We start from the raw sequence: 25,788 nt of genomic DNA on the forward strand, positions 1-25,788 counted from the left end.
GTGGACACGGCCAAGAAGCCACTGCCGGAGGCCTATAAAGGCCTTGGCTATCACGAGCTCAACGCGATGCTGAACCTGTATGGCGCCAATGGCGAGATCCAGTTCGAGGCAGACCGCGAAGCCGCTCACCAGTACTTCCTGCAGCACGTGAACAACAACACGGTGTTCTTCCATGACCTGGAAGAGAAGCTCGACTACCTGGTGAAGAACCAGTACTACGAGCGCGAAACGCTCGACCAGTACACCATGAACTTCATCCGCGACCTCTTCAACCGGGCGTACAAGAAGAAGTTCCGCTTCGAGACCTTCCTCGGCGCCTTCAAGTTCTACACCTCCTACACCTTGAAGACTTTCGACGGCAAGCGCTTCCTTGAGCGCTACGAAGACCGCGTCTGCATGGTGGCACTGCACCTTGCACGCGGCAACGAGGAAATGGCCAGCCGCCTCGTCGATGAAATCATCGACGGACGCTTTCAGCCAGCCACCCCCACGTTCCTTAACGCCGGCAAGGCGCAGCGCGGCGAGCTCGTGTCCTGCTTCCTCCTCCGCATCGAAGACAACATGGAGTCGATCGCCCGCGGCATCAACTCCGCCCTGCAGCTTTCCAAGCGCGGCGGCGGCGTTGCCCTCTCGCTGACCAACATCCGTGAGCACGGTGCCCCGATCAAGCAGATCGAAAACCAGTCCTCCGGCGTGATCCCCGTGATGAAGCTCCTCGAAGACAGCTTCTCCTACGCCAACCAGCTCGGTGCCCGCCAGGGTGCAGGTGCCGTGTACCTGCACGCCCACCACCCGGACATCTACCGCTTCCTGGACACCAAGCGCGAGAACGCCGACGAGAAGATCCGTATCAAGACCCTCTCCTTGGGTGTGGTCATTCCGGACATCACGTTCGAGCTCGCCAAGAAGAACGAGGACATGTACCTCTTCTCGCCGTACGACGTTGAACGCGTCTACGGTGTGCCCTTCTCCGACATCTCCGTGACGGAGAAGTACTACGAGATGGTGGACGATTCCCGGATCAAGAAGTCCAAAATCAACGCCCGCGAGTTCTTCCAGACCCTCGCCGAGATCCAGTTCGAGTCCGGCTACCCGTACATCATGTTCGAGGACACGGTGAACCGGGCCAACCCGATCGACGGCAAGATCACCATGAGCAACCTGTGCTCGGAGATCCTGCAGGTTTCCACGCCGTCCATCTACAGCGAGGACCTGAACTACGAAACCGTGGGGAAGGACATCTCCTGCAACCTCGGTTCCATGAACATCGCCAAGACCATGGACTCGCCGGACTTCGGCCTGTCGATCGAGACCTCCATCCGTGCGCTCAGCGCGGTCTCGGACATGTCCTACATCAACTCCGTGCCCTCCATTGCCCAGGGCAACGCCCAGAGCCACGCAATCGGCCTTGGCCAGATGAACCTGCACGGCTACCTTGCCCGTGAGCACGTCCACTACGGTTCCGAAGAGGGGTTGGACTTCACCAACATCTACTTCTACACCGTGCTGTTCCACGCCCTGCGTGCCTCCAACAAGCTGGCGATCGAAACGGGCCAGACGTTCGGCGGCTTCGAGAACTCCAAGTACGCCTCCGGCGAGTTCTTCGACAAGTACACCGAGCAGGAATGGGCTCCGGAGACCGAGCGGGTCCGTGAACTGTTCGCCGGCCACCAGATTCCTACCCAGGACGACTGGCGGGAACTCAAGGCCTCGGTCATGGAGCACGGTATCTACAACCAGAACCTCCAGGCCGTTCCGCCTACCGGTTCCATCAGCTACATCAACAACTCCACCTCGTCGATCCACCCGGTGGCCGCCAAGATCGAAATCCGCAAGGAAGGCAAGATCGGCCGCGTCTACTACCCGGCTCCGTACCTGACCAACGACAACCTGGAGTACTACCAGGATGCGTACGAGATCGGCTACGAGAAGATCATCGACACCTACGCCGCTGCCACGCAGCACGTGGACCAGGGCCTGTCCCTGACGCTGTTCTTCAAGGACACCGCCACCACGCGCGACATCAACAAGGCCCAGATCTACGCATGGCGCAAGGGCATCAAGACGCTCTACTACATTCGTCTCCGCCAGCTCGCGCTGGAAGGGACCGAAGTTGAGGGTTGCGTCAGCTGCATGCTGTAGTCAACCGTTATCGGTTGACATATTGCGGCAGTTGCCGCACTGAAACTGAAGAGTACGACGGCGGGTGACCACCCGCCGTCGTAGGCTTACCTCAAGAACTACCCACTGCTTAAGGGGATGAAATGACCGAAAAGGTCAAGCTGCTGAGCCACGTCGAGGCCATCAACTGGAACAAGATCCAGGACGACAAAGACGTGGAAGTCTGGAACCGCCTGGTCAACAACTTCTGGCTGCCGGAGAAAGTGCCGCTGTCCAACGACGTCCAGTCGTGGCACACGCTGACGCCGCAGGAGCAGCAGCTCACCATGCGTGTCTTCACCGGCCTCACCCTGCTGGACACCATCCAGGGCACGGTGGGCGCGGTCTCCTTGATCCCGGATGCGCTGACCCCGCACGAAGAAGCCGTGTACACCAACATCGCCTTCATGGAGTCGGTGCACGCAAAGTCGTACTCGTCCATTTTCTCCACCCTGTGCTCCACCAAGGAGATTGACGACGCCTTCCGCTGGTCGCTCGAAAACGAGAACCTGCAGAAGAAGGCCCAGATCGTCATGGACTACTACCAGGGCGACGATCCCCTCAAGCGCAAGGTTGCCTCGACCTTGCTTGAGAGCTTCCTCTTCTACTCGGGCTTCTACCTGCCCATGTACTGGTCCTCGCGCGCCAAGCTCACGAACACGGCCGACCTCATCCGCCTCATCATCCGTGACGAGGCCGTGCACGGGTACTACATCGGCTACAAGTTCCAGAAGGGCCTGGAGAAGGTTTCCGAGGCCCGCAAGCAGGAAATCAAGGACTACACGTTCGAGCTCCTCTTCGAACTGTACGAAAACGAAGTCCAGTACACGCATGACCTCTACGACGGTGTTGGACTGGCCGAGGACGTCAAGAAGTTCCTGCACTACAACGCCAACAAAGCCCTCATGAACTTGGGCTACGAGGCCATGTTCCCGGCATCCGTCACCGACGTGAACCCGGCCATCCTTTCCGCCCTGTCCCCGAATGCCGACGAGAACCACGACTTCTTCTCCGGCTCGGGCTCCTCCTACGTGATCGGCAAGGCCGTAAACACGGAGGACGAGGACTGGGAGTTCTAAGCTCCGATGTGAGATCGGAGGCTAGTTGGCGGTTGGCCGGCTAGTTGGCGATTTTCCCCAAGCTATCTGGCGAAAACGAGGTACTTGGCGGATTGTGAGATTCCACACTGATTGGACGCACGTTCCGTTTAGGTGGAATGGTACCGGTCTACCGGACACTGTTCCATCCAACTTGACCCGGCATCATCTAGTTGCTGGAAGTTTCAGTAACTAGATGATGCCCTGTCGACGTAACTCTATTCGTCGCGAATATTGGATGACGAAACTGGTGAAATGCCTAAACCCCAGAACACCGTTGATGAGGAGCTAAGGAGTCTCTGATGGGCGACTATACGACCACCGACTTCGGGAACACCGTGCTTCGCGATTACCGTGCCCGGCGTGGCGGCGTCGACGTCGTGAAGGAAACGCGGCAAGCCTCTTCAGCCTTGGAAACGAAAGCCTTGGGACATCCCCACTTCGAAAGCCTCGCCGTTGGGGAACGCCGAGCTGCTTCTATCGTTGCCGTGTTTATAGACTTGACAGATTTCACAGGACGCAGCTTCTGGGACGATGAAACTGAGGTTGTAGATCTCGCTCATGCTGTCTTGTCGGGCTTCGTTGAGACTGTGGTCAATTTTGGCGGATTCCCTCTCGGACTCCGTGGTGACGGACTTTTTGCAGGCTTCGGTCCAGGCGACCCCCAAGTGGCTGGTGTGATGGCGCTAAGCGCGTGCTCCTTTGCGCTCGACGCAGTTGAGAATGTCGTCAACCCACGACTCGAACAGCTCGGGATTGCTCGGGTACAGGCGAGGGCGGGGATCGATTACGGGCGGGTCACTTTCGTCCGGAGCGGAAACCAGCAACACAGCGAAATCAATCCGCTTGGCTTTGCGGCGAATTTCGCTGCGAAGTGCGAAAAGAAAGCCGGTTCCTGGGAAATCGTCGCTGGTGAGGGGCTCGCCACGTTGCTGCCCGACGCCGATACCTTCGTTGAGCACCAGGACTCGCCTAAGACTTACCAGCGCGACTATCAGCGCAAGACCTACAGGTTCTACGACTACCGCTGGCGACGTACCCTTCGGCACATCCCGGGAACAGTCCAGCAACTCAACGGCCATTCGTCCGAAAGTATAGCTATTTCCTAAGGAGTACGCATGACCATCGCTGCGCTGCTGCGCCATCACGGTGTCAACGTTCCTCGATTCGTGACAGTCGACGGACGCGTTGTCTTTGATGATGTCACGATTACCGGCGAAGGGGAGTACTCGCATGCGACGTTCGGCGTCGTCACACCCGTAGCCAAGCATACTTTTCATGGCGGCGTTGAAGGCTCCGACGTTGACAGCGGCTCGGTGACGGAGCGGTGGGCCGACGACGAGGTCAGCCGCCACGTCAATGCCATGAAACGGTCCTTCCCGAACTTCACCTACCTTCCACCTGAAAATGACACCAGTCCCTGCTGGTTTGGCGTTTTAGACACTGGACGGGGAAGTTTCCACGTTGCCATCATCCTTCGCCGCGACAGGCAGCTTCCTCGGGTCGCAGTACTGGGCGGTGTCCGCCTCGGCATACCGTCCGGACGGCGCTGGCAGCCATCGCCACACCTTTACGACAACGGCAACCTCTGCGTAGCCGACGGCAAAGAATGGATCCCTGAGGAGCATACGGCCGCTACAGTGACGGCCTGGGCCGCTCATTGGTTGGCGGCATATACCGAGTGGCGTATGACCCGTCAGTGGCCCGTCGAGGGAGTTCAACTTGAAGTGGCCTAGGAATTTGAAACCTTCGGATCAGGGAACGCTCAGCGGCTTTAGCCGGCCCGATGACAAACCCGATGACAAATGGGACGCGAAGCCCGCAGACGGCGGATTCCAGGCGATGGATCAGATGGCAAACTGGGTACGGTTTGCCGACACGAAAGCGACGATTCTCACTGCCGGGCTCGGTGTCATCCTGACGATGCTGGTGACAAACGCACGAACTGTGACACTCGCTGCAGGCCAAGGTAGCCTTCAGGCTTTCGTCGTATGGCCGTGTGCTGTGGGGGCGCTTGCGGCATTCGTGTGGACGCTTTACTGGCTGGTGCGTGCCATAGGTCCTCAAACCTCCTCCAAATACTCGCAACTCAACCGGTTTGCATGGCCGGCGCTCCAAGGCGCCACAGCAGAGCAGATGACGGAACACGCTAAGCAAGTCGACGTCCGCGTGGATGCCTGGCAGCAGGTTCTTGACTTGTCCGAGCTCGCCGGGCGCAAATTTCACGCGTGTGCCAATGCGGTTAAGGGCTTCGCGCTTTTAGCCATCCTTGGGTTGTCGTGCGTTGTGATAAGCAACGTACTAACCGCTTAGCCCAAAATAGTCGCGGTGATCTCCTGGTGCCAGCCGAACGATGTCGGCCCACAGCGACTGGATCCAGCGGCAGATGTGATTTCGCGGCTTCAGCGGGACCTGAGGCTGGCTGTTGACCCATCCATGGCGCACCAGAGTAGAACCTACCTTCGGCACGGTCGCGGTCCTTTCGTGTGTTGTCGCAGGCGTGCCCGACAGCCAAAGGTATGACCGTGAGCTCTGGGCTCTGGGCCGTCGTCCGCCCATCAGAACCTCCGCCGTTCTTATACGACGTTTACACTCAAGACCTTCCGAGGAGTCTTGATTATCTCTTGCGCTGCCCAGGTTGTACTACGCCAGAGCATTTTTCGCTGCATCATATGCTTCTCGTCGCGGAGTTCCCCTATTGGGAGCGCGCTTCGGCAACACATTCAAGGCGGCTGCGTGGGATTCCTCGTGTACCCGCATGGTCAGTGCTATTCGCGCGGCTGCCGTGACATCGGGACTCTCACGTGTATAGGTTTCTAGGATGGCCCTGAGCGTGTCGGTCAGATCGCTTCGCAGGGCGTCGTTTCTTAGGGCTCCTTCGGCTATGGGCAAGGTATTGATCATGTGGCCGGGACCGGCTTTAAGGGATTGGCCGACTGACGCGAGGAAGATTCCCGGTTTGAGCGTCAGCGGTTCGCAAAGCAGCTGCCACTGTTTGCCCGACCAAGGCGCCGGTGCCTCGGCGTCGCTTTGTGCCATTTGGAACCGACGAAGAACTGACTCATAGACCTCAGCATTTCGTTGGTGAAGGGTCTCCAAGAGATGCAGCCGCCATTCCGGATACCCGTCCGGATCGCCGTCGCGCTCAGCCATCAACCGCACGGCGAGGCTCACGTGTTCTTGGTTGGATGCCTCGACCTTTGCGAGGGCGCTGGAGACCGCTGCCGCAACGTCGCCGGCAACGAGTAACGCGGCATTGAGGGGCAATTGTGCTGTGGCATCGCCGATTTGCATTTCGGTCAGTTCACCGCTGTTAAACCTAAGGTCTGCGACCAGGCCCGCTTCGAGAGAATCAGGAAGAGAAGCGAATTCCAAGCGGGGGAGATTCTTGACGAGCTCGTGGAAATGCTGTGGTTTCAGAACGTCGACGTGTTGTGACATTAACGTCAGAGCCTCGTCGACCTCCGACGGGGGCCATGGCACACTGCACATCGCCCTAAGGGCCGGATCCGAGGCAGCACCGCCATAACTGAGTACGCTTCGCAGTCGGTTTAGGTACTGCCGCGTTACGTCAGTGGACACCGAGCCGCTTAGGTCATAGACAGTGGAAATCACCCGTGTGGCGTGGTCAAGTGGCTGGGGAGAGTTGTAGGTGACGTGGGGCAGCAGGGAAACGACCAGAGCTTCCGACGATTTCCCTCCAAAGGTCGTCTTCAGGAATGCCGGAAGTTCTTGCGTCGCTTGGGCCTGGAGGTTCGGTGCGGTACCCGGTTGGAGATTTGCGATCATCGCTTCAACAAGGAGTGTTTTGGCGTTGTCGTTCAGTTCATCCAGGTGCTGGATGACTATTCCCACGCATGGCCGGGCGTCGTAGGTGGATCCGCTTCTGCTCCACCGCCCTACAAAGGCCTCGGCCATTTCTTGAGTGGCACTTGGACGCCTTTGGACCATCGATTCGAAGACATTGTTGGCGGGGGCCAGAATGGAGTCGTCCTCTAGATCGACGACGAGGCTGGCGGTTAATTTGTCAACGATTTTCAGGGTGTTAAGGGCAGCAGCGGAGTCGTCCTCTGCGGTGGCTTCAACGGCACGCCGGCAGATGTCCAGGATCTCATCGGGCAGGTCGGAGTCGACTTCGATCAACTGTGTGGGGTTCTCCGGAAGTTGCTCATTAAGGGCTTTCACTGCGGAGGTGAGCGGCGAGAGTTCAACAAGGTTTAGCCGATACAGTGCGCCGATTGCCAACCTGAAGTATGCTCCTTCAGCGCCGGATGCGAGCGTTTTGGCGGCGTTAAGCCCTAGCCATTTTGGCTCATCGATTTCAAGCCGTTCAAAAAGCTTCAGGGCGTGTTCGACGAACTCATCGCTGGGTTCGGCGTCCGCGCGCTCGGCGAGGGCAAGAATTGCAGCGGCCATAGCCGGGGCCAAGTCTTCAGACAGCGAACCTTCAAAAGCAGACAACCAGCGTTCAAAGTCATCGACGGTGCCATTGTCCCTTAGATCACTGATGTAGGTCTCCAGATAGGTTCTCACCTGCTCAGCGTCCAGCAAGGAGACCGCCCTTGATCGGTTTTGAAGGACGGCAAGGGCGCGCCTGTACCCAGGGTCCTGGGTGTTTCGAATGAGGAATCTTCCGAGCGTGCCTTTGACACGATTATCTGATGATGATTCCCCCAACTTGAGTACCGCACTGGCAACGGGTTGCACTCCAGGAGCGCGGGCGAGCTGTGATGCCAGCCCTGCTGCGATGTCCTCAAGACCTGGCCCTGGCAGCCCGTCAGCGATGTCCAGTACCACGGAGAGCGTGTTCTGAAGTTCGAGGCCTTCAGCGGATCGCATCGTAAGGACTACGAGTTCGCCCAGGCTCTGCAGCCGTGCCACGTCGCCCTCGGATACCCACGCTTGAATGGCCTTTTTTAGCTCGCCGGTTTGGCGGTTGACTAGCATGCCGCGAATGTCGCGGGCCACCTTGTCGCCGAGGATTTTGTCAATATCGTCCTGTCCCAAGTACAGGAAGGGGATTAGGCTCGGGACTGCTTCCAGGAAACCCTGGGTCCGGCCGATGAAGTCGCGAAGCGACGAATAGGCGCGGAATTCTTTTCTCCAGGTTTCCTCTGGGCCGACATCGCCTGCGGAGTCGGCGAACACTAAGTCGATGAGGCCGACGTCGTCTCGGAGCCTGGCGTAGAAGTCGGGGAAATCCATCCGCAGCACTGTCATTTGCGCCAGGGTTCGAACGTTCTTTGTGATGGTTCCGGGAGAAACGGAGCGCACCCCTTCCCGCCCTTCGCGGCGTGAGGCTATACGGAAGTCTCCGAAAAAGCCGTTCAGCAGGCGTATGACATGTCGCGGGTCATTCACCTTGTCGTATATCAACACCGTAAGGACTGAACTGAGATCGTCACCCAGGGCCTTAGCTCCGGCATGAGAGGCGGGGTCCAGGAGGGAAGCCGCATACTTGACCAAGTCACTTTGGGCGTGGGTGGGCATCTGCTGTTGTTGAACGAATAGGCGGTTAAGGTAGGCATCGGCAGGGTCGTCAACGAGGACTTCGCTCAGGGCTTTTTCCGTGCTCTCCGCGGTGGGGCCGGAGGCTTGTTCTTCCTTTATCGCCTGCCTGACTATTGCGTCATCCACAGAAACGATGAAAATGGGGCGGTTGTCGTCCCTGCATGTCAATTGGAAGCTGCGGACGGCGTTAAGTGCTTCAACCACTTGTGTTGCACTGAGCCTGTCTATGTCGTCGACAGCTATGACAAGGCGTGATCCAGCAGCTCCGACGAGGTTCGCAAAGGTGCGTTCGAAGCCATCTGCCGCTTCAACACGGGGTTTGAGATGGCTTACCTGACCGGGTGCGAGCAGGGATTCGAAGTACTTTTGAACTCCGGTGAGGCGTGTGACGAATTCATAGGCTGGGCCCAAGGCAGCGATCGCAACTCCAATGGCACCGCCAAGTCCGACTCCGAAGCCCCACACATCGAGTCCAAGTAGAGCAGCAGCCGCAAGGAAGAGACCAAACACCACAATGCCACCGAGCGTCCAGAAACCAAGCTTCTTCAGGAGTGGACGGACAACTTGCGTGATGTCCCTGCCCAAGGTCAGCAATGGCGCGGCTAACGGATCAACCGCCATACGTGTGGTGCTGAACTCCAACTCTCTCAGCAGTTCTTCAGCCTTGGCTTCTTTTATAAGCTTGTTTTCCTGGAGCTGCTCGGCGAAAGCGAAGATCATCGACCTGTGAAACCCGACTTGCTCGTGTCGTTCGGCCGACAGCCGAACGACGTCGTACTTGCCCGAACCCTCGAGGTTCTTCTTCAGCAGTTCAATAACCGTGCTTTTGCCGACGCCAAAACCACCGAGGAGCCCGATCATTAGGCGGTGCTCACCGGCGCCTTCGATCATTGCCTTAAGGTTATTTGCCACATCGGCATGGCCAAACGCGTCGTTCTCGGACAACGAAACAGGCGCGTCCGTAATAAACCACTTCTCGTCGGTGCTCACCGATCCCCTTTGCATGCTCGCCGAACGTCCGTTCCTCGGCCGTATCTGTATTGATCATGCCATCGACCGGCTGGACTTGAAGCCAGCACAGACTATGTGGAAGACAGATTCCTCGCGCCCACTGCTTTGGCTACTGCGCTCCGGTCGTTAGGAGCGCATCTTGACGGGCACCGGGATCCCTTTTGTGATCGGACAGCATTTTGCTTGATCGAGTCAACTTCGGCGGATCTCGGACGGATTGGGGCCAGAGTGGCGTGTTCGCTGCCGAATCTGCCTGGGCGTTTTCTCAGAAGATCATGATGGACGTCCGTGACTGAAGTGGCTTCCATCCCCCGTGGTCTGGCGGCAGATGCCCTCAGGGGCGAGATGGCGCCGGACTCCACCATGGCGTGTGGAGTTCGGCAATCGCGGCATTGATTGGCTTTCCGTCAATCAGTGTGGTCAGCAGGTACTGGTCGTCAAAGGGTGGGCCATCGCGGACTTCCGTGAGCTTGGCCAGGGTGCGGATCTTCTTCGCCAGTTCATCCGAACCGTAGCCAGTGCTTGTCAGCGCGTCCGCCCAGATCCTCCCGACGATCTTGGCGGCTTTGTCCAGGTCTACGGCTGCCGAGTTCCTGGATGGCATTGATGGACGGAGTTCGCCGAAGGCCGTATAGACGTCAAGCAGATGCAGCAAGAATTTAAAGGACGATGCTCCTTCCCGTTCCGCTATGGGTGAATCGTCCGCCGGGAACCCGGTAACGAATTGCTCCCTGCAATTGCGGTCGTGGTAAAGAAACTCCACTAGTGTGAAGTATTGGCTGCATTCATACCAGTTGGCCGGGGTCATTCCTTCGCTTGGGCCATCTTCACGGAAAAAGGTACCGGCGTAAGCGATGAGCGACCATGTTGAGCAAGGATCCAGGCCGCTGGCAGGATCCGTGTGTGCCAAGGTTCGTGAGCGCAGATGCCGTGACGCCCAGGGTGCCAATGCCTGGGCGTACATTCGCAGGCGAATGTCCGCGATGGATTCCTCGAGCGTGATAGTTGTGTGGATGCTTGTCAGTTTGTCGTCAGCTGTCTTGTCCGTATCGAGAAAAGAACGGGCGTCCTCGATCAGGATTCGTTGAGTCACGGTGTCGACATTCGCTACGAAGACCGGGGGAGTGGCAGAAGACCAGTAGCCATGGTGGGTTCCTACATCTACCGTGCGCCGGTTGGTTTTGTCTCCAATTCCTTTCGATTGGAACGCTCCCAAGAACGCCGTGTGCAGGCCGTCACCCTTGTCGTCCTTGGTGATGGCAAAACCCACTAAGTCAATGCCTCGATCCACTTCCTGGGGCCAAACGAAGGTCACAACATTATGCTTCTGAAGTTTTTCACGGAGAATGCCGATTGCCATTCCTGCCGTGGATGAGTTTGCATCTTTCGGGAATCCTTCAATCATGTGACAAACCTAGCTTGCAGTTCTGACGTCCTTGACGCGGAACACGCTGACGGTCCTCGGCAAATCGAATGCTTGGGGATGTTGGATGTCGCGTACAGCCGGACACTCGGCCTGCCCTCGGCACCGGAAACCGATTCGGAGCTCGCATACACCCAGAAAGGTCTGCAGCTGTGTGTCATCGTGCTGTCGGATCGAGGCCATCGGCGTAACTCAGTGGGTATGGCAACTTAGATTATTGTGCCGTTACGTACGCTTTAAAGGAGGGCGTTAACCTCCGGAATGCCCGGGCCATACAGTGCCGTGGTGTCGTTTCCTTTCATATCCGGCGTAGCGGGATAGGGTCATACTTCCCAGCTATGCACAACGACGGGCGACGCATATGAACACGAGGACCCATGAGCGCAACCACCACTAATCAGCTCTGCTCGGCGGAGCGGTGCAACAAGCCGGCCGCATTCAAGACGAGAAGCAAGCCGGCGTGGTGTACGGACTGCATAGACGGCATTCTGCATGAGGGTGGACTCCGGGCGGATGAACCCTTTACCGGACCTCAGGAATGGCGGTTGACGACCTGTTTGAACTGCGGTGTCCGAGCCCATTACAGATTTGTCTACACCTTGGAAAAGAACTCCCAGCAGGAAAAGACCTGTCGGGCGTGCCATTGGATGGAGTGGGCAAAATTCGTGCGGGAAGCATCTGGAACGCCTACACGAAATGCCGGGTACTCCGTTGAGGAAATCACCATCCACCTTGAGAGGAGCGGCTATGACCTCATCGCCACCCTCGTTGATTTCAACGACGGCAACGATCCTGTCGTGGCACGCTGCCGGGCATGCGGAAGGCTCTCTGCTGAACGCCTGGATGACTTCAGCTGGGGGTGCTCATGCAGCCGCAACGTCCGCTCCAGTAACCCCGTTTCTGCGAAGGCCGTCTCTGCCTCCAGCGCAGGTGGTTCATCGAACCTTGGCGGCTCAAAGGCACGTAAGAACCTCCTCGCAGACTCCGATGATCCAGCCCTGGAATGGTGGGACCACGAGCGAAACGATGAAAAAACATTCCGTACCGTGACCCTACGCGCTACGAGGACCTGTCACTGGTTGTGCCCGGAATGCGGCCTTTCATTTCCGAAGAAAGTACTGGACATGACTGTTGGACGTCAGTCCTGTCCTGACTGCAGTGAAATCGCTCTAACACAGTGGAAGCAGCAGCTTGAGCGCTGGAGGACAACGCCCATCGCTGACGTACCCGAACTTGCAGCCGCATGGGCAGATGAGGACGACCCACGAACCGTTATGGTCAACGGAGACGACTCGTGGATCCTGCGTCGCTTCAAATGCCCTGCCGGCCATCACCCGCGTCTTCAAGCCACCACCTTCTACGTGTCGGGATGCCCTAGCTGCCGGGCAGCGGAAACCCGGAAAACACAGAAAAACTGGCTTGCCGACGTACTCCCGGAAATCGCCTCGCAATGGCACCCGAGCCTCAATGGCCAGCACACCCCACAAACTGTCGTATGGGATTCGCGACGCCCCATAATGTGGCGGGCCGACTGCTGCGGCCACGAGTGGGAGGCCTCGCCAAGATTTCGTGACAAATTTGAACGGCTACGATGCCCGAAATGCCAAACCATTCTCGGTTCACTGGCGTGGACGGACCCTGGACTGGCAGCCGAATGGAGTCCCGAGAATCCACAGACCGCATGGCACGTCCGGCCCTATGCCAAGACCTCATACGTGCCTAAATGGATCTGCGCGACAAACCCGCTACACGTCTGGGAAAGTCCACTGCCGGGCAGGTCCAACGGGGCCGAATGCCCAGAGTGCAAAGTAGCGGGTAAATCAAAGATTGAACTGGCCCACCTGGCTGCGGCAAAGAAAGCCTTCACAGGGGTGCGCTCGGGACGTGTGCTGCGCGACGCACGCTTCACGACCCGCCGCTCCTGGACCGCCGACATCAGCGCAGACCTGGACGGGCAAACCCTAGTCATCGAATATGACGGAGCCTACTGGCACTCAGCGCCGGCGAAAATCTTGACCGACGAACGCAAAACTTTGGATCTTCTGGCCGCCGGACACCTAGTGGTGCGGCTCCGCGAAGATAACCTGCCAAGCCTGCCAGTGGACCACGCCAACTACCACGAAATCCGTGTGTACTCCACTGCTGGACGACCTCAGGAAACCATAGCCGAGGTTCAGACATGGCTGAGGAAGCAAATATAGTGATCCTCGCCTGCCGGAGGTCGGCAGCGATCCTGGCGGTTCGATTTTCAGCGGTAGATGAGAACCTCGGCAATTTTGCTCTGAGATGCACTGGCAGCTGGGTCGGAGTGGGTCGTCAACGCTGTTCGAAAACTGAGCCGCGGCAGAAGTCCCTGATGCAAGGTGGGCGGAAAGTCGCCTGAGGTCACGCGATTGCCGGTGAGTTACCGCTAGCCAGGAGAACGACGTTGTCTGAGGGAGCTGCAATCGCGTTTGGAGGAGCCGTTTGGGGCGTCCTAGTCAACGTGGTTTCTCCAAGCCTGGGTCAGCGATTGCCTCAATGTCAGCAACCCAATGGTTGATTCCTTCGCCGATGATCCGGACATAGGCGTGGGCAAGGTCGTTCGACTTAGCCGCTGCCCTGTACCTGGCTGACGGCCTGCCCTTTTCCGGACGCCGTCTTCATTGTCGAAAACAACTGAAAGAAAAGAGGGTACGCGGTTCACTCGCGCCGGGTTCTCTTGGTCCAAAGTTGGTCTGCTCCACGTTCCGCACCTAACTATCGGTCGCCAACTGTCCGGGGCCGGCCGCCAACTAGGACCGGAACTGACAACCTTCGAGAACGGCAAAGAGTTGAAGTGCCAGATACCCACTGCGCCTGATCCACAACAACGAGAGGGGCGGCCCTACTAATCTGCGGTTCGCATCTGGCGATGGTCGCCAAGTAGCCTCCGATCTCACATCCGACATCATTTGGTAGGTTCAAAGCCCCTTGCGCTGACAAGCGTGAGGGGCTTTGACGTTAGGAAGGCGATCCGCATGACCAAGTACCTGATCTCATTTCCCGGCGAGGCCATGGACATCCCCGAGGGGCAGTTCCAGGCCGTGGCCGATGCCGCACACGCGGTCATCGAGGAGGCCAAACAGGCCGGGGTCTACGTTTTCGGTGGCGGCATCAATGAGGAAGTCGAGCCGGTCCATGTTTCAGGAGATGGGTCAATCCAAGCTGGTACGTATCCGGACCACAAGGTACCCAACGGCGGCTACACCGTTCTCGAGCTGCCAAGCCGTGGGGCAGCCGTTGAGTGGGCAGCGAAGATCGCCGTGGCGTGCCGATGCCCGCAGGAATTGAGGGAGTTCCAGTACGATCCCGCGAGCTAAAAGATCTGGTCTGAGCCAGAGGCCGTACTCCTAAGGTCCCCGTTCGAGGTTGGGGACCAGTTGTTTGGCCCGCTCATGACCGGGTAGCGGGGGAGCGGTTGAGGAGTAGTGGTGGCCGGTTGGTGTGGTGACTGTCAGATTGTGCCGGTCGCCTGGTTCGGGTTTGGCGCTCCAGCCGGGGTTTTCTTTGGTGTGGTTGCAGTGTTCGCAGAGTCCGGCTGCGTTGGTGAGGGTGGTTTTGCCGCCTTGTGACCAGGGGATGATGTGGTCGTGGTGGCGGATGGGGGCGTCGCAGTAGGGGGTGCGGCAGAGGTTGTCGCGGGTTTGGATGAAGCGGCGCAGGCTTGCTGGGTAGAAGCGGGCTCGTGAGTCCATGGCGAGGAGTTCGCCGGTGGTTGGTGCGGTGTAGAGGCGGCGGAGCCAGATGTTGAGCTCGGGGTTGCTGGTGCTGGTGTTTGTGCTGGGGCTGTGGTCGGTGCCTGCTTGTTCTGGGGTGAGGAGGTTTCGGGCCCAGGCGGCGGGGACGGTGCCGTAGCCGTCCAGGCGTGCTGGTTCGGAGTCGCTTTGGAGGAGGGTGCGGTCGGTGATGATCAGTTGCAGGTCGATGCCGGTGAAGCCTTGGCGGGTGCCGGTGATGCATTCGGTGAGGGTGTCGGCCATGACCTGGCCTTTGGTTCTGGTGTCGCCGTTGGAGCGTGCGGTGTTGGCTGCGTTGGTGAGTGCTTTGTAGACGGCGACTCCTTGGGCCACGGGCAGGAGCGCGGTGAGGTAGGTCATGGTGTCGGGGGCGGGGCGGAGGCTGACGTGCCGTTCGGTGGCGGCGTGGGCTGCGCGTTGGGTGATTGAGCGGGGGTCGCGGCGGTAGGCGGCCGCTTTGGCGGCGGCGGTGATGGTTTTGTCTCCGGCGCCGTTGAAGGTGCCGGTGTCCGGGGCGAGTTCGTCGTCGACGGCGCAGCGGTCTTCGGCGGAGAGGCAGGCGGTTTCCTTCACGAGGAGGGTGGCGCGCCATTCGTTAAGTTGTCCTGTTTCGAGGGCTGTGAGGGTGTGGGGCATTTCGGTGACGAGTGCTTTGGCCAGGCCCAGGAGGCGGGAGCCTTTGTTGGGTGATTCGCGGCGGGCCAGTGCTACTTGGGCGGCCACGCCGCGTCCCTGCTCGCTGGCGGGGATCCCGGCGTTGGCTTGTTCCTGCCGCTGTGCCAGGTCGAACGCCACCGTGATCTTGGCCTGCAAGGCGGAGATCGCTGACTTCATGTCCTCAAGAACCCGCAACTGATCGACCAGATCCTTGCTGATGGTTGAGGCCTGCGGCGTGTTGCAGACTTCGTTTGCCGGTCGCATCAAGGGAGCGAAGTCTGACCTATCAAGGCACGTAGACAACGAAACGGCGTTGCCCGTCGCATGTGTGCCCTGTACCTCTTCCATAGTCACACTCTGCCAGGAGGCACTGACAACATAAGCCCGGCCGGTGACCACGAAATCTGACCAGCTAAAACGCAAGCCTTCGGCCTTTAAGGTCAACCCGGCGGTTGCTCCCTCGAACCTCGAGTTGAACCCCTGGCCCCTTGTCCGCGTCCTTACATCAGGGGAGGATTTGTGGCATTCAGGGGAGGACAACCGCCATGACCCAGCTTGAGAAGTTTGAAAAGTACCTGATCGAAGAGTTTTACGACGATTACCGTGCCGGTGAGATGTCGCACCACACCTTTACCAGGCGGGTCGCGTTCATCATGGGCAGCATGACAGCGGCAGCCGCTGCGATGACCTTGGTTGGCTGCACACCGGAGGAACTACCCCGGAACGGAACTCCGATGCCAACCCCGAACGCGTCTACGGCGTCAGGCGCGAGTACTACTGCCGTGCCGAACGCCAAGAGTCCCCTCTCCGTACCGGAAGGAGCAGCGGGACTGACCACTGAAACGGTGACGTTCCCGGCTCAGGGGACGGACATCAGCGGCTACCTGGCCCGTCCAGGGGATGGCAAGCCAGGCCCGGCTGTGCTGATCTGCCACGAGAACCGCGGGCTGACCCCGCACATTCAAGATGTTGCGCGGCGCTTTGCCAAGGAGGGCTACGCCGCCCTGGCCTTGGACTTGCTGAGCCGGGAGGGCGGTACGGCAAACATGGATCCGGACGCGGTCCCCGGGGCACTGACGAACGCCGGCGCCCAACGGCACGTGAACGACTTCAAAGCCGCCTTCGATTACCTCAACGGCCAGGACTTCGTGGATCAGGGACGTATCGCCATGGTGGGCTTCTGCTTCGGCGGGGGCATAACGTGGCAGTCAAGTACCGAGATCCAAGGACTGAAGGCGACCAGCGCGTTCTATGGACCCGCCCCGGACCTTGCGAAGGTCCCGGGCATCAAGCCTGCGGTGTACGGAGTGTATGCGGAGAAGGACGCCCGGATCACCGGCCCCATGCCGCAACTCAAGGAAGCGCTGGACAAGACCACCGTCAAACACCAGCTCAAGGTCTACCCGGGCGTGGACCATGCCTTCCATAACGACACCAGCGACCGCTACGTGGAGGCACAAGCCACCGCGGCCTGGAACGATACCCTGCAATGGTTCAAGAACAACGTCTGATCCTAGCCACCAAGCCGTTCAGCCTCGCTGGCCAACTCCGCTTCCAACGTTTCGATGCTCGGCAGGCTGGAAACCAGTTCATCGGGCAGGGAATCGGCCAAGGAGGTCCGCCACTCCGCGATGCCGATGGGCGTGTTGAAGCCGCGCAGCGCGTACTCGGCCACCACGCTGTTCTTCTCCTTGCACAGCAGCAGGCCGATGGTGGGCTTGTCGTCCGGGTGCGCCATGAGGTCGTCCACGGCTGCCATGTACATGCCCAGCTGGCCGAGGAAACCAGGCTCGAACTTCACGGCTTTCAACTCGATCACCATGTAACAGCGCAGTTTGAGGTGATAGAAGAGCAAGTCGGCGAAGAATTCGTCCCCGCTGATCTCCAGCCGCACCTGCTCGCCTACGAACGCGAAGCCCTGCCCCAGTTCCAGCAGGAACTTTTCCACGTGCTTCACCAATTGCAGCTCAAGGTCCCGTTCGGTGTGCCGTTCGGTCATGGAGAGGAAATCGAAGACGTAGGGGTCCTTGGTGGCCTGCTGCGCGAGGTCTGAATCCGCCGGAACCATGGTTGAGGCGAAGTTGGTGATGGCCTGGCCGGAGCGCTCGTGCAGGCGGGTGGCGATCTGGTGCACCATCACGTTGCGTGACCAGCCATGGGCAGCGGCCGCCGCGGCGTACCAAAGCCGCGTGGCGCCGTCGTCGAGCTTCTCCAGGAGGGCGATCTGGTGGTACCACGGCAATGTTGCAAGCGGCGCTTGCAACATTGGGTAGTCAGGCCAGGCCTGGGCGAAGCTCTTCATATAGCGGAGGTTCCGGGGGGAGAAGCCCTTGGCTTCCGGGAATCGGGTGCGGATGTCCGCCGACAAGCGCGTGACCACCTTGGCGCCCCACCCTTGCTCGGATTCACGCTCGGCGAGTTGCCGCCCGATGCTCCAGTACGAGTTCAGCAGCTCACCGTTGGCCGCCGCCTGGGCACGCGTCCGGCCGGCACGAACCTCTTTGGCAACGGTGTTCAGGAGGGCCGGGTACCAGTCCGGCATGGAGGAAGCAGCGGGCACCCCCGGGAAGGAGGCGGCATCGGTAACGAGGTCTTGCGACGGCATGGTGTCTCCTGTCGATGGGCTGGCAGGAACCACGCTAGGAGGAGGCACTGACAGAATAGGGACGTGAGCGATGCCGGCGAATTCGTGGACTACACCCTGCAACGGGAGTCCTCGTGGGAGAAGGCCTACGAGATCCGTGAGCGGGCCGGGGAAGGCCTTGAAGTGTACGGCGCCTCGGTGGGGGCGGTGCGGGGGACTGTGCGGGACGCCCTTAAGCGCTACAAGGATCTGGGCCATGACGACATCACGGCCCTGAGCTCGGAGTTGTGGTCCACCCCAGTCTTTGAACGTCGGTTGGCGGCGGTGGTTCTCCTGCAAACCAAGGTAGGGGTCCTGGTCAACACGGACCTCACTCGTATTGAAGGCTTCATCAGGCAGGCCGGAACTGGGAATCTGGCCGATCCCCTCGCCCTTGATGTGGTCCGTCCTCTGGTGGAGCGGCTCTAGGGCCAAGCCAAGGAGAGAGCCGGAAAGGTGCTGGAGCGGTGGGCGCAGGACCCGGATCCGGCACTGCGCCGGGCGTCTGCCCTTGCCACAGGCCGGCAGCCGCCCCTTGATTAGCCCCCTTGACCGGCCTAGCGTTTTCCTCAACACATGCCAGGTGTCAATTTTCGTGGATTGAGAGGCAGGTTGTTTGATGAAATCGCTGTGGCTGGACCGCGAAGCGCGCATTACCTCCGATCCGCTCCCCGACGGGAAACACTTTGACACGATCATCGCCGGTGCCGGTTTGACGGGCCTGGTGACTGCGCTGTTGCTTTCCCGTTCCGGGCAGCGCGTGGCAGTCTTCGAGGCCCGGACGGTGGGAGCCGTGACCACGGGAAACACCACCGGCAAACTGAGCCTCCTGCAAGGCGGAGTCCTGTCCAGCCTGCGTGCCCAGTACTCGTTGAAGATGGTGCACGCGTACGTCGAAGCCAACAAGAGCGGCCAAGCGTGGCTGACCCAATACATGGACCAGCAGGGTATTGCGTACCAGCGCCGGACGGCCGTTACTTTCGCAACCAGCGACGACGGCGGCCAGCGGCTTCGGAAGGAAGCTGCGGTATCGCGCGACGCGGGTCTGGATGTCCACTTCAGCAGGGATGCGGGCCTGCCGTTCCATGTTGTGGAAGCCCTGGAACTGGAGAACCAAGTCCAGATCAACCCCATGGACGTGCTGGAGGTCCTGGTCCGTGACATCCGGGATCATGGCGGCCTGGTGGTCGAGGGCGTCCAGGTGCAGAATGTCGGCTCCGGCCAGCCCCTGGAGGTCACCACGCGGAAGGGCTCCTTCACGGCCGACACCGTGGTGCTGGCCACGGGCACCCCCATATTGGACCGCGGCCTCTACTTTGCCAAGCTTGAGCCGAACAGGTCCTACGCGGCGGCTTTGAGGTTTCCCGCTGACAACAAGATTCCCGGCGGAATGTACTTGTCCATCGACCCGCCCACGCGCTCGCAGCGGACTTTTCCCACGGACCAGGGGGAGTTGCTCCTGGTGGGTGGCTACGGCCACCCGGGAGGCCGGGCAAAGTCCCCCAAGTCCCACGTGGACGCCTTGTTGGCGTGGGCGCATCAGCACTATCCCGGCGGTGAAGTCACCCACACGTGGTCTGCCCAGGACTACCGGGCCACCAACCTGATGCCGTTCTTCGGCAAGCTGCCCCGGGGCCACGGCCGGATCCTGTTCGCCACGGGCTACAACAAGTGGGGCATGAGCAACGGTGTGGCCGCGGCTCTGTCCGTTACTGCGGACATTTTGGGCGGTCATTCGGACTGGGCAACCACCATCCACCACAGGGTCACGCATCCGCAGGGCGCCGCGGAGGCCATCCGCCTGAACGCCTCAACGGCAAAGCGGATGATCGATGACCGGGCGCGGGTGAAAAGGAACCCTGAAATCAGCGCGGAGACCAGGCCGCCGGAAGGCAAGGGAGTAGTTGGGCTGTACAACGGCGAACCGGCGGCAGTATCCACGGTGGACGGCAACGTGTGCATGGTGTCGGCCAGTTGCGCCCACTTGGGTGGGCTGTTGACCTGGAACGATGCCGAGAAATCATGGGATTGCCCTTTGCACGGCTCCCGGTTCAGTCCCGAGGGAAAATACTTGGAAGGACCGGCCACGCACAACCTGCAAAAACCTCCGGACAAGAAGAAGGACTAGTTCAGCCGTTCAAGCCGGCGCTTTGCCTGGTCCGCCGCCCGCCGCTTCTGCGTTGCGGTCCGGACGGCCTGTTTGTTGGTCGATTCCGCGGCTTCGGCATCCCGGGTGATGCCGATCAGTTCAGCTTCAAGCGACGCCAGGCGCTTCTTGGCGTCCTCAAGGTTTGACCGTACTTCCTTGCGTCGCCGCTCCAGCGCCTTGACTGCCTTCCACGTCTCGTTGGCCGCTTCTTCGGCTCCGCGCGCCTCGTTGTCGGCGGTTTCGTAGTCGGCTGTTGCTTCGGTGAGGGCGGCTTGCCGTTTGGCGGCGCGGCGCTCGGCCAGCGACGTCGCGGCCTCGCCGGGAGCCTTGGCCTTCGCCTTCGCCGGGGTTGTCGGCGCGGGCTTCCTCGCTGACTGCGGGCGCGGGGCAGTTTCCGGTTGGCCGGGAGCCGTATCTTCGGGACTGCCCGCAGCAATCGCCCCGCTAAGGTCCACCGCTTCGAATCCGCTGCTGCTGAGCCCGCGAACCAGCCGTCCAGTAGCAACGGCGGCGGCAGCCCCGGCGTCGGACATCGCCGCCCGGATGGTCTGCTCGACGTCGGCAGCGGCCGCCGCGCTCAGTCCGGCTCCGAGCTCACCGGCCAGGTCCTTCGCGGCTTTCACCGCAGTGCCCAGTTCGCCCTGACGCCGCTGTCCCAGTTCACGGAAAGCTTCGGCGTCGCCCTCCTCCTGCGCCTGGCGCAGCGCACCACCAAAGCGTACGACGCCGTCAATCACCTCGGGCTTGTTGACGGCCAGTATGTTGATGGCCCAGGCACCGGCGGCCGGCTTTGGCAAGGCCGTGATCTCTTTGGCCAGGTCCTTGTTTCCTGAGTCCTTGGCTTCGCGGGCCAAGGCCGTTCGCCGGGCGGTGAAGTCGCGCGGCAGCACGGCATACAACTCCTGGGCGGCATCGCTGAGGTCCATGCCCTTATCCTAGGGTCCTTGTCCCACGTAGCCGGCTGGGTACCCGCTTCCCGGCACCGGGTCGGTGGCCCGGCTTGGCTTAGGGTAGCCTAAGTCACGTGGACCAGATCATGAGCTTGCCTTTTGGCGTCGCGCTCGCGGCGCTCTTCGCCATCGTCATGATCCGGGTCAATGCCACCTACTGGCTGGGCCGGGGAGCTGTGACAGGATTCGCCCACACGCGCTTTGGGGCCTCGTTGGAGAAACCCAAAGCAGCCCGTGCCCAGGCGCTGATCCAGCGTTGGGGACCCTACGCCGTCGTGGTTTCCTTCCTCACCATTGGCCTCCAAACAGCCGTGAACCTCGCAGCAGGTGCCGCGCGGATGCCGTTGCGGCGGTACTTGCCTGCAGCCATTGTCGGTTCGGTGCTGTGGGCGGTGCTCTATGCGACCATCGGGTTGGCAGCCCTGGAAGCGTGGTTGGCGGTAGCCGCGGCGTCGCCCGTGGGAGCGGCAGTGGCCATCGCTGCCGTCGCAATCCTCGTGGTAGTGATCGTCGTAGCCCGGCGGCGTCGGGCTGCGGCCAAATCTGCGGATACAGTGGTCTGAGTTCTACTGCTGCATCGGCGAAAGGTTCGGCTTGACTACTGCATTACCGGAACTGGCAGAAGGCGGGTTCTACTACGAATCGTTGGGTGACGGCCGGTACCGCTCAACCATCCATGCCCAGGGCGCCTGGAACCCCCACGAGCAGCACATGGCCCCGGCCTCGGGCATCATCGCAGATGCCTTGGTGCGCCATGAGCCCCGAAGCGACGTCCGGATGGCCCGGATCAGCTACGAAATCCTTGGCCTGATCCCCGGCGGTGAGTTCCAGGTGATTACCTCCACCCTAAGGCCGGGCCGCACCATCGAACTGATCCAGGCCGAGCTGGTGGCGGGTGGCCGCCCAGCGATCCGGGCAACGGCCTGGCGCATGGTCACCAGCGATACGAGCGCCGTCGCGGCCGTTGAGGACGAGGGCATGCCCTCCCCGGACGAATGCAAGCCGTGGGACGGTGCCAGCGTCTGGCCAGGCGGTTACATCCGCTCGTTGGAGATGCGCATCGCCGAAGGGCACCGTCCTGGCTCGGGCAGGGTCTGGATCCGCACCATGCATCCGCTGACCGACCAGGAAGACAGCAGCGACCTGGCCCGCCTGATGGGGCTGGTGGACACGGCCAACGGCATCGCGGCCAGGGTGCCACCCGGGGAGAACAGCTACATCTTTCCCAACGTAGACCTGCAGGTCCACATGTACAGGGCTCCGGCGGGGGAATGGCTTGGCCTGGACAACAAAGTGTCCTTCGGTGCCGACGGCATCGGCCTGACTTCCACCGTGCTCCATGACCTGGACGGGCCGTTCGGCAGGGCCGAGCAAATCCTGACCCTGAGGAAGAGTTGATGACCGCCCTCACTGTCTACCGGCAACCCCAAACCCTGGGCGCGGCCGAAGACCTGGACTTTGCGCTGGAATTGCTGCAACGCGCACGAAGGGGTGAACTTACGCCTTCCTTGCGTCTTTACCGCCCTGAGCCTACGGTGGCTTTTGGGCAACGGGACGCGAATCTTCCCGGTTTCCAGGCCGCGGAGGAAGCGTGCCGGAACCTGGGTTTTGAGCCGCTGGTCCGTAAGGCCGGCGGACGCGCCGCCGCCTACCACCAGGGAACACTCGTGGTGGACCACGTTGAGCCACACCCCGATGCGATCGTCAAAGCCAAAGCCCGCTTCTCGGAGTTCGGCGAGTTGCTGGCCGGTGCGCTGCGCAGCGTGGGCGTCCATGCCGCCGTCGGCGAAATCCCCGGCGAGTACTGCCCCGGCGAGTTCAGCGTGCACGGCGAAGATCCGGAATTCCCGGCGCACCGCATCAAGCTGATTGGCACTGCGCAGCGCGTGGTCTCCGGCGGATGGTTGTTCAGTTCGGTCATTGTGGTGGAAAATTCCGCACCCATCCGTGAAGTTCTCACGGCAAGCTACGAGGCCCTGGGCCTGGAATGGGACCCGGCCACCGCCGGGGCCGCCAATGACCTCCTTCCGCACCTCGATGTCGCCACCGTGGAGGATGCGGTGGTGCAGGCGTACGGCACCTATGCTGACGTCGTCGAAGGGGACTTCGGCGCACTTATCGCTTGAAACTGGCAGCACCCGCCTGAAACCGGCCGCCGCCCCGGTGTTCGGGCCGGCGGCCGGTCCTGGAGGGTGATCCCCAGGGCTAACGACCGGTCAGTGCCCGCGCGCGATCCACTCGTCCAGGTGCGGCGATTCCGCGCCGATGCTGGTGGACTCACCGTGACCGGTCAGGACCACGGTGTCCTCCGGGAGCGTCAAAAGGCGCGTCCGGATGGAATCGATGATGGTGGGAAAGTCGCTGTAGGAACGGCCTGTAGCTCCCGGGCCGCCTTGGAACAGGGTGTCTCCGCTGAACACGGTGGCGACGCCCGCTTCGTCCGCCGCTTCGGGGGATCCGGCAGGCAGCAGGAAGGACACCGATCCGGGGGAGTGGCCGGGGGTGTGGAGCGCCTTCAGCGTGGCACCACCCACGGTGAACTCGTCGCCATCCTCGATTCCCTGGTCAGGGTCCGTGTCCGGGAACACTGCGTGCCACAGCATCCAGTCTTCCTTGTGCAGGTGGACGGGTGCCTTGACGAGGTCGCGGAAGTCGCCCGCGTACCGGATGTGGTCGTCGTGGCCATGGGTCAGGAGGATCGCCGTGACGTTCCGGCCGCTGACGGCGTCGGCGATCGCCTGGGGGTCATGGGCGGGATCGATGACGATGCACTCGCTGTCATCCCCAATGATCCAGACGTTGTTGTCCACGTCCCAGGTTCCGCCGTCCAGGGAGAAAGTCCCTGACGTGACGACGCGGTCAATGCGTGCGTTGTTGGACTGGCTCACAGTTCCACCACCGATCGGAGGACGGCACCTTGGTGCATTTTGTCGAAAGCTTCTTCCACCTGGTTGATGGTGATGCGTTCAGTGACGAAGGCATCGAGGTCAAGCTTGCCCTGCTTGTAGAGGTCCACGAGCATGGGGAAGTCCCTGGAGGGCAGGCAGTCGCCGTACCACGAGGACTTGAGGGATCCGCCGCGCCCGAAGACGTCCAACAGCGGAAGGTCGAGCGTCATGTCGGGGGTGGGGACGCCAACCAGGACAACCGTTCCGGCGAGGTCGCGCGCGTAGAAGGCCTGCTTGTAGGTTTCCGGGCGTCCGACGGCGTCAATCACCACGTCAGCGCCGAAGCCACCGGTCAGGGCGCGGATCTCTTCGACAGGATCGCCGGCGGAGGAGTCCACGGTGTGCGTTGCGCCCAGTTCCTTGGCCCGTTCGAGCTTCTTGGCATCAATGTCAACGGCAATGATGGTGGTGGCTCCGGCCAAAGCGGCACCGGCGATGGCGGCCACGCCCACTCCGCCGCAGCCAATAACGGCCACGGAGTCGCCGCGCTTAACGCCGCCCGTGTTCAGTGCGGCACCCAAGCCTGCCATGACGCCGCAGCCCAGCAGGCCCACAGCGGCGGGATCGGCTTCGGGATCCACCTTGGTGCACTGGCCGGCGGCCACGAGGGTCTTCTCGATGAACGCGCCTATGCCCAGGGCGGGGGAGAGTTCCGTGCCGTCTTCGAGGGTCATTTTCTGGGTGGCGTTGTGGGTGTTGAAACAGTACTGCGCCTGGCCGCGGTTGCATGCACGGCAGTTCCCGCACACTGCCCGCCAGTTCAGGACCACGCGGTCGCCCGGAGCGATGTCCGTGACGTCGGGTCCCACGGCGTTAACCACACCGGTGGCCTCATGGCCAAGGAGGAACGGGAAATCGTCGCTGATTCCGCCGAGTTTGTAGTGGAGGTCTGTGTGGCAGACGCCGCTGGTGAGGATGTCCACCAGGGCTTCGCCGGGGCCTGGTTCGGGGACCAGGACGGTTTCGAGTGTTGCGGGGGCGCCTTTGGAGCGTACGACGACGCCCTTGACTGCATGGACCATGGAGGTGTTCCCTTCGGGCTCGCTGACAGCGGGTTCCGTTGCAGGCACCAGGCCTGCAACGGATTCCCACTCTGTCTATCACACGAGGCAGACGGTCCGCCGGGGATGAAGGGAGTACCTCCGGGCGGAGCTGTTGGGCTTGCCTAGGCCGCCAGCCGGCTCTCCACCTCGGAGGCCGAGGGGTTGGTAGCCGCGGTGCCGTCCGGGAACAGGACGGTAGGCACCGTGCGGTTGCCGCCGTTGAGCTTCTCGACGAGCTCGGCTGTGCCTTCGACTTCCTCGATGTTGATCTCCTGGTACCCGATGCCCTTGGCGTCGAGTTGCTTCTTCAGGCGGTTGCAGTAGCCGCACCAGGTGGTCGAGAACATGGTGATAGTGCCGGAATCGGGGGTGAAATCCACAGGGCTCTCCTAAATATGGGGTCTTTCGACGGGTTGCTTTCGTTGCTTACAACCGTAACGCGGGGACCAATAATTCCC

21 protein-coding genes are annotated in these 25,788 nt (G+C 60.9%); 13 read left to right on the forward strand and 8 right to left on the reverse strand.

Annotated features, from left to right (window positions below; all coding sequences use genetic code 11):
* From nrdE to ACH488_RS00480, 5 genes are all read left to right on the forward strand, one after another.
* The gene (nrdE, locus tag ACH488_RS00460) at positions 1-2,142 is read left to right on the forward strand and encodes a class 1b ribonucleoside-diphosphate reductase subunit alpha (RefSeq protein ID WP_397321941.1); all 2,142 of its coding nucleotides are present in this window, start codon (positions 1-3) and stop codon (positions 2,140-2,142) included.
* Positions 2,143-2,264: 122 nt separating this feature from the next.
* A complete protein-coding gene (gene nrdF / locus ACH488_RS00465; protein WP_397321585.1) occupies positions 2,265-3,239 on the forward strand; it encodes a class 1b ribonucleoside-diphosphate reductase subunit beta in 975 nt (324 codons plus the stop codon).
* Positions 3,240-3,559: 320 nt separating this feature from the next.
* Positions 3,560-4,366 carry an adenylate/guanylate cyclase domain-containing protein gene (locus ACH488_RS00470; RefSeq protein ID WP_397321586.1) on the forward strand — a complete coding sequence of 269 codons (807 nt, stop codon included), beginning with the start codon at positions 3,560-3,562 and terminating at the stop codon, positions 4,364-4,366.
* Positions 4,367-4,375: 9 nt separating this feature from the next.
* Positions 4,376-4,993, forward strand: coding sequence for a hypothetical protein (locus ACH488_RS00475; RefSeq protein WP_397321587.1), 618 nt, complete (start codon positions 4,376-4,378; stop codon positions 4,991-4,993).
* Between the two features lie 4 nt (positions 4,994-4,997).
* Complete coding sequence (locus tag ACH488_RS00480) at positions 4,998-5,570, forward strand: hypothetical protein (RefSeq protein ID WP_397321588.1); 573 nt, start codon at positions 4,998-5,000, stop codon at positions 5,568-5,570.
* Positions 5,571-5,900: 330 nt separating this feature from the next.
* Here ACH488_RS00480 and ACH488_RS00485 read toward each other — a convergent pair whose 3' ends face one another.
* Together ACH488_RS00485 and ACH488_RS00490 are read right to left on the reverse strand one after the other, a co-directional pair.
* Positions 5,901-9,758 carry a P-loop NTPase fold protein gene (locus ACH488_RS00485; RefSeq protein ID WP_397321589.1) on the reverse strand — a complete coding sequence of 1,286 codons (3,858 nt, stop codon included), beginning with the start codon at positions 9,756-9,758 and terminating at the stop codon, positions 5,901-5,903.
* A 355-nt stretch (positions 9,759-10,113) separates the two neighbouring features.
* Positions 10,114-11,184: a hypothetical protein gene (locus ACH488_RS00490; protein ID WP_397321590.1), complete on the reverse strand. Its 1,071-nt coding sequence runs from the start codon at positions 11,182-11,184 to the stop codon at positions 10,114-10,116.
* A gap of 395 nt (positions 11,185-11,579) precedes the next feature.
* On the opposite strand from ACH488_RS00490, the gene ACH488_RS00495 reads away from it, so the two are divergent.
* Together ACH488_RS00495 and ACH488_RS00500 are read left to right on the forward strand one after the other, a co-directional pair.
* On the forward strand, positions 11,580-13,403 hold the full coding sequence (locus ACH488_RS00495) for a zinc-ribbon domain-containing protein (protein WP_397321591.1): 1,824 nt from the start codon (positions 11,580-11,582) through the stop codon (positions 13,401-13,403).
* 798 nt (positions 13,404-14,201) lie between these two features.
* Entirely contained in the window at positions 14,202-14,543 is a 342-nt protein-coding gene (locus tag ACH488_RS00500) for a YciI family protein (RefSeq protein WP_397321592.1), read from the forward strand.
* A gap of 30 nt (positions 14,544-14,573) precedes the next feature.
* On the opposite strand, the gene ACH488_RS00505 is transcribed toward ACH488_RS00500, so the two are convergent.
* Positions 14,574-15,881: a DUF222 domain-containing protein gene (locus ACH488_RS00505; protein WP_397321593.1), complete on the reverse strand. Its 1,308-nt coding sequence runs from the start codon at positions 15,879-15,881 to the stop codon at positions 14,574-14,576.
* Positions 15,882-16,162: 281 nt separating this feature from the next.
* Between ACH488_RS00505 and ACH488_RS00510 the strand changes: the two genes are divergently transcribed.
* A complete protein-coding gene (locus ACH488_RS00510) occupies positions 16,163-17,128 on the forward strand; it encodes a dienelactone hydrolase family protein (protein ID WP_397321594.1) in 966 nt (321 codons plus the stop codon).
* A 2-nt stretch (positions 17,129-17,130) separates the two neighbouring features.
* Here ACH488_RS00510 and ACH488_RS00515 read toward each other — a convergent pair whose 3' ends face one another.
* Entirely contained in the window at positions 17,131-18,222 is a 1,092-nt protein-coding gene (locus ACH488_RS00515; protein WP_397321595.1) for a YhcG family protein, read from the reverse strand.
* A 63-nt stretch (positions 18,223-18,285) separates the two neighbouring features.
* Between ACH488_RS00515 and ACH488_RS00520 the strand changes: the two genes are divergently transcribed.
* Complete coding sequence (locus ACH488_RS00520; RefSeq protein ID WP_397321596.1) at positions 18,286-18,669, forward strand: DNA alkylation repair protein; 384 nt, start codon at positions 18,286-18,288, stop codon at positions 18,667-18,669.
* Between the two features lie 190 nt (positions 18,670-18,859).
* Complete coding sequence (locus tag ACH488_RS00525; RefSeq protein ID WP_397321597.1) at positions 18,860-20,368, forward strand: FAD-dependent oxidoreductase; 1,509 nt, start codon at positions 18,860-18,862, stop codon at positions 20,366-20,368.
* Here the strand turns inward: ACH488_RS00525 and ACH488_RS00530 are convergent.
* Positions 20,365-21,315 (reverse strand): hypothetical protein, encoded by a 951-nt coding sequence (locus tag ACH488_RS00530; RefSeq protein ID WP_397321598.1) that lies wholly within the window; start codon positions 21,313-21,315, stop codon positions 20,365-20,367. The two genes, ACH488_RS00525 and ACH488_RS00530, sit on opposite strands and share 4 nt — an antisense overlap.
* 98 nt (positions 21,316-21,413) lie before the next feature.
* Here ACH488_RS00530 and ACH488_RS00535 point away from each other — a divergent pair, with 98 nt between their 5' ends.
* Genes ACH488_RS00535 through ACH488_RS00545 form a run of 3 tightly spaced genes read left to right on the forward strand, consistent with a single transcriptional unit; the run spans position 21,414 to position 23,465 of the window.
* On the forward strand, positions 21,414-21,902 hold the full coding sequence (locus tag ACH488_RS00535) for a DedA family protein (protein ID WP_397321599.1): 489 nt from the start codon (positions 21,414-21,416) through the stop codon (positions 21,900-21,902).
* 31 nt (positions 21,903-21,933) lie between these two features.
* Complete coding sequence (locus tag ACH488_RS00540; protein WP_397321600.1) at positions 21,934-22,737, forward strand: thioesterase family protein; 804 nt, start codon at positions 21,934-21,936, stop codon at positions 22,735-22,737.
* Entirely contained in the window at positions 22,737-23,465 is a 729-nt protein-coding gene (locus tag ACH488_RS00545) for a biotin/lipoate A/B protein ligase family protein (RefSeq protein ID WP_397321601.1), read from the forward strand. The genes ACH488_RS00540 and ACH488_RS00545 overlap by 1 nt, the downstream gene beginning before the upstream one ends.
* 90 nt (positions 23,466-23,555) lie before the next feature.
* Here ACH488_RS00545 and ACH488_RS00550 read toward each other — a convergent pair whose 3' ends face one another.
* The 3 genes from ACH488_RS00550 to ACH488_RS00560 form a co-directional block, all read right to left on the reverse strand.
* The gene (locus ACH488_RS00550; protein WP_397321602.1) at positions 23,556-24,227 is read right to left on the reverse strand and encodes an MBL fold metallo-hydrolase; all 672 of its coding nucleotides are present in this window, start codon (positions 24,225-24,227) and stop codon (positions 23,556-23,558) included.
* On the reverse strand, positions 24,224-25,309 hold the full coding sequence (locus ACH488_RS00555) for an S-(hydroxymethyl)mycothiol dehydrogenase (protein WP_397321603.1): 1,086 nt from the start codon (positions 25,307-25,309) through the stop codon (positions 24,224-24,226). The genes ACH488_RS00550 and ACH488_RS00555 overlap by 4 nt, the downstream gene beginning before the upstream one ends.
* Positions 25,310-25,452: 143 nt before the next feature.
* Positions 25,453-25,710, reverse strand: coding sequence for a mycoredoxin (locus ACH488_RS00560; RefSeq protein ID WP_397321604.1), 258 nt, complete (start codon positions 25,708-25,710; stop codon positions 25,453-25,455).
* Between the last annotated feature and the right edge of the window lie 78 nt (positions 25,711-25,788).

Origin of the sequence: Paenarthrobacter sp. NPDC018779 (genome assembly GCF_044391085.1) — a bacterium.
In the GTDB taxonomy this organism is placed as follows: Bacteria; Actinomycetota; Actinomycetes; order Actinomycetales; family Micrococcaceae; genus Arthrobacter.